We start from the raw sequence: 3,693 nt of genomic DNA on the forward strand, positions 1-3,693 counted from the left end.
GTGGAAGTGCGGCAACGCATGAAGCTTACCGGTACTAATAGCTCGATCGACTTGATCATTCTCATTACAAATATCCATCCAAAACGCCCCAAAAGGCGTCAAAAGGTGAATAGCAAGTCGTCAGTAGAAAGTAGTGTCCTCACTACTCACTACTCACTACTCACTACCCCAAAAACCAGCTTCTCATTTGCTTGTTGCGCTTTGCTGACCTGGTGGTTACAGCGGGGTGGCCGCACCCGATCCCATTCCGAACTCGGCCGTGAAACGCCCCTGCGCCAATGGTACTTCGTCTCAAGACGCGGGAGAGTAGGTCGCTGCCAGGTCTGCCAAACGCAACAAACAAAGCTTCTCGAAAAACACACAACAACAAAACCAAGCGCCGCACCAAACGGCCCTTTCCATGCAAGCGCAAGCCCTCGCACCAAAGGAAAGCGCAAGCGCATACCGCACACACATTGACGCGGGGTGGAGCAGCCCGGTAGCTCGTCAGGCTCATAACCTGAAGGTCACAGGTTCAAATCCTGTCCCCGCAACCAACATCACATAACACCAATCCACACAAAAGCCCGGCATCCCCCGGCTTGCGTGCGTTTATGGGTCCAATTCTTTTAGCCAGGACACGCTTGCCTGCACGATGACATTGATCGGTTCTGCCACATCCTGGCGCAGGACGCGAGGCTCATCAACCGGCGCCTCGAGCGTCGTCAGTTGGCTGCCCAGCATGGTAACCGGCAACACTGCCTCGCTGCCATCGAGGAACACGAAAGCGAGGGGCCCGGCAGCAGCCTTGCGCAAGCGGTCGCGATAGACTTTCTTCAATGCCGAGCACGATACAACGATCCCGTCTTCGGCCGCTGCCAACGTCGCGCCGATCTGGTCAAGCCACGGCCAGCGGTCGTCATCCGTCAATGGCGTGCCTGCCGCCATCTTGGCTACATTGCTTGCCGGGTGCAGGCTATCGCCTTCAAGGAATGGCAGCCCGAGAACTTTGGCAATGTCGGCGCCGACGGAAGATTTTCCGGAGCCGCTCACACCCATGACGATAACGCGAATCATACCGAGGCCGTTATCCCGCCATCGACATGCAGGACCTGGCCGTTGACGAAGGAAGAAGCGTCACCAGCAAGAAACACTGCCGCGCCCACCAATTCATCGACATTACCCCATCGGCCCGCGGGCGTACGCTTTTCCAGCCATGCCGAAAAATCCGCATTGTCCATAAGCGCATGGTTGAGCGGCGTCTTGAAGTAGCCGGGCGCAATGGCGTTGATCTGCAAGCCGTGCTTCGCCCAGTCGGCGCACATGCCGCGGGTCAGGTTCCGCACCGCCCCCTTTGTCGCCGTATAGGGCGCGATCGACGGGCGCGCGAGCTCGCTCTGGACAGAACCAATGTTGATGATCTTGCCTCGGCCGCGTTTGATCATATGCCTGGCGACAGATTGGCCGGCGTAAAATACGCTTGAGATATTGGTCTGCAGCAATTGCTGCCATCTATCCTCGGGAAAATCCTCGAGCGGTGCGCGAAACTGCATGCCGGCATTGTTGACAAGAATATCGATCGGCCCAATTTCCGTTTCGATCCCATCGACCCCTGCCTTTACTGCGGCAAGATCGGTTACATCGAATGTCGAGGCATAGGCCTTAAGCCCGGCGGCCGCGAGTTCACCGACGGCGGCGTCGACCTTTACCCTGTCACGCCCATTGATGACGACCGCCGCACCGTGCTCGGCGAGCCCTTTGGCAAGCGCGAAACCAATGCCTTGGCTCGAACCGGTGACAAGGGCAAGCCGTCCTTCAAGATTGAACAGCGGATAGGGCATTCTTTCGTACCTCCTCGCTGACGCCTGAAAATAGCGCCAGGCCTTCCTATATCAAGTCTTCGAATCGGCGGCGATGTTCGCACAGACGGCCATGGCGGCGAAACCTATTCGGGTCAAATCGAGAGAAGCGGCGCAATTTCACGTTGAACCCGACTGCTCCTATGCTATTGGTTCGGCCAAACGGAGAGAGATATATCACATGACCCTGCACCAGAACTTTATCAATGGCGAGTGGTTCGGCAGCGATGCCGTTGCCAACGTCAATCCCTCGAATACCAATGATGTCGTCGGCGAGTACGCACGTGCCAGCGCTGAAGATACAGTTCGGGCCATCGCGGCGGCAAAGGCAGCGTTTCCCGCCTGGTCGCGTTCGGGCATTCTCGAGCGTCATGCGATCCTGCGCAAGACTGCCGATGAAATCACCGCGCGCAAGGACGAACTCGGCCGCCTGCTGTCGCGGGAGGAGGGCAAGACACTCGCGGAAGGGATCGGCGAGACGCTGCGCGCCGCACAGATTTTCGATTTTTTTGCCGGCGAAGTTCTGCGGCTTGCCGGTGAAGTGATTCCGAGCGCCCGTCCGAACATCGGGGTGGAGATTACGCGCGAACCCGTCGGGGTCGTCGGTATTATCACGCCGTGGAATTTCCCGATTGCCATTCCCGCGTGGAAGATCGCGCCGGCGCTCGCCTATGGCAACACGGTGGTGTTCAAGCCGGCCGATCTCGTACCCGGCTGCTCCTGGGCCATCGTCGATATTCTGCACCGCGCCGGCCTGCCCAAGGGCGTTCTCAATCTCGTCATGGGCAAGGGGTCGGTCGTCGGTCAGACGATTCTCGACAGTGCCGATGTCCAGGCCATCACTTTCACGGGATCCGTCGGCACCGGAAAGCGCGTCGCCGCAGCTTCGATCGAGCATATGCGCAAGTTCCAGCTGGAGATGGGCGGCAAGAATCCGTTCGTCATTCTCGACGACGCGGACCTCAACGTCGCAGTCGAGGCAGCCGTCAACAGCGCCTTCTTTTCGACAGGGCAGCGCTGCACGGCCTCGTCGCGCATCATCGTCACCGAAGGCATCCACGACAAATTCGTTGCCGCCGCGACAGAGCGCTTGAAGGGGCTTGTGATCGATGACGCGTTGAAGGCGGGCACGCATATCGGCCCGGTGGTCGACCAGGGTCAGCTCGATCAGGATATGAATTATATCGAGATTGGAAGGAGCGAAGGCGCAAAGCTGGCGTTCGGCGGCGAACGGCTCAACCGCGAGGCCCCGGGCTTCTATCTGCAGCCCGCCCTGTTCACCGAGGCAACCAACCAGATGCGCATTTCGCGCGAAGAGATTTTTGGCCCCGTCGCCAGTGTCATTCGCGTCAAGGATTACGAGGAAGCCCTGCATACCGCCAATGACACGCCGTTCGGCCTGTCGTCCGGCATAGCGACGACCAGCCTGAAGCATGCAACGCATTTCAAGCGCAATGCTGAGGCCGGCATGGTGATGGTCAATCTGCCGACCGCAGGTGTCGACTTCCATGTGCCGTTTGGCGGGCGCAAGGGGTCGAGCTACGGCCCGCGCGAGCAGGGCAAATATGCGGCGGAGTTTTATACGACGGTAAAGACTGCCTATACGCTGGCTTGATTTCGCGGTCGCATCTTTGTGACAGCCTTGGTTTTCGCAGGCGCTGCCATAGCAGCGCCTGTTCGTTGGGCTTTTTCGATTAGCCGCGATCGCTTATCCACAGGGTTGGGTGTTGGTTGGAAAAAGTTTCGGGAAATTGAAAAAGGCGTGTTGACAGTTTTGTTGGGCGGGGTCTATATACCGGCACAACGAGGGCGGGGCGCCGCTGGCGGTTGCTGAATGCGCCCTAAGGTTTGCAGG

3 protein-coding genes, 1 tRNA gene and 1 rRNA gene are annotated in these 3,693 nt (G+C 58.7%); 3 read left to right on the forward strand and 2 right to left on the reverse strand.

Annotated features, from left to right (window positions below):
• Positions 1-208: 208 nt before the first annotated feature.
• Positions 209-323: ribosomal RNA gene (rrf, locus tag HQ945_RS22610) — 5S ribosomal RNA — on the forward strand.
• Between the two features lie 136 nt (positions 324-459).
• Positions 460-536, forward strand: a tRNA-Met gene (locus HQ945_RS22615).
• 55 nt (positions 537-591) lie between these two features.
• Here HQ945_RS22615 and HQ945_RS22620 read toward each other — a convergent pair.
• Positions 592-1,056, reverse strand: a complete 465-nt coding sequence (locus tag HQ945_RS22620) for a gluconokinase (protein WP_174208545.1) — start codon at positions 1,054-1,056, stop codon at positions 592-594.
• Complete coding sequence (locus HQ945_RS22625) at positions 1,053-1,820, reverse strand: SDR family oxidoreductase (protein WP_027229746.1); 768 nt, start codon at positions 1,818-1,820, stop codon at positions 1,053-1,055. The genes HQ945_RS22620 and HQ945_RS22625 overlap by 4 nt, the downstream gene beginning before the upstream one ends.
• Before the next feature lie 199 nt (positions 1,821-2,019).
• Between HQ945_RS22625 and HQ945_RS22630 the strand changes: the two genes are divergently transcribed.
• Positions 2,020-3,453 carry an aldehyde dehydrogenase family protein gene (locus HQ945_RS22630; protein WP_027229745.1) on the forward strand — a complete coding sequence of 478 codons (1,434 nt, stop codon included), beginning with the start codon at positions 2,020-2,022 and terminating at the stop codon, positions 3,451-3,453.
• Positions 3,454-3,693 lie beyond the last annotated feature (240 nt).

This window comes from Phyllobacterium pellucidum (genome assembly GCF_013327855.1).
Classification (GTDB): Bacteria; Pseudomonadota; Alphaproteobacteria; order Rhizobiales; family Rhizobiaceae; genus Phyllobacterium; species Phyllobacterium pellucidum.

Coding starts and splice junctions, on each gene's coding strand:
- HQ945_RS22620 (WP_174208545.1), bottom strand. CDS start 1,056: ATGATTCGCGTTATCGTCATGGGTGTGAGCGGCTCCGGAAAATCTTCC.
- HQ945_RS22625 (WP_027229746.1), bottom strand. CDS start 1,820: ATGCCCTATCCGCTGTTCAATCTTGAAGGACGGCTTGCCCTTGTCACC.
- HQ945_RS22630 (WP_027229745.1), top strand. CDS start 2,020: ATGACCCTGCACCAGAACTTTATCAATGGCGAGTGGTTCGGCAGCGAT.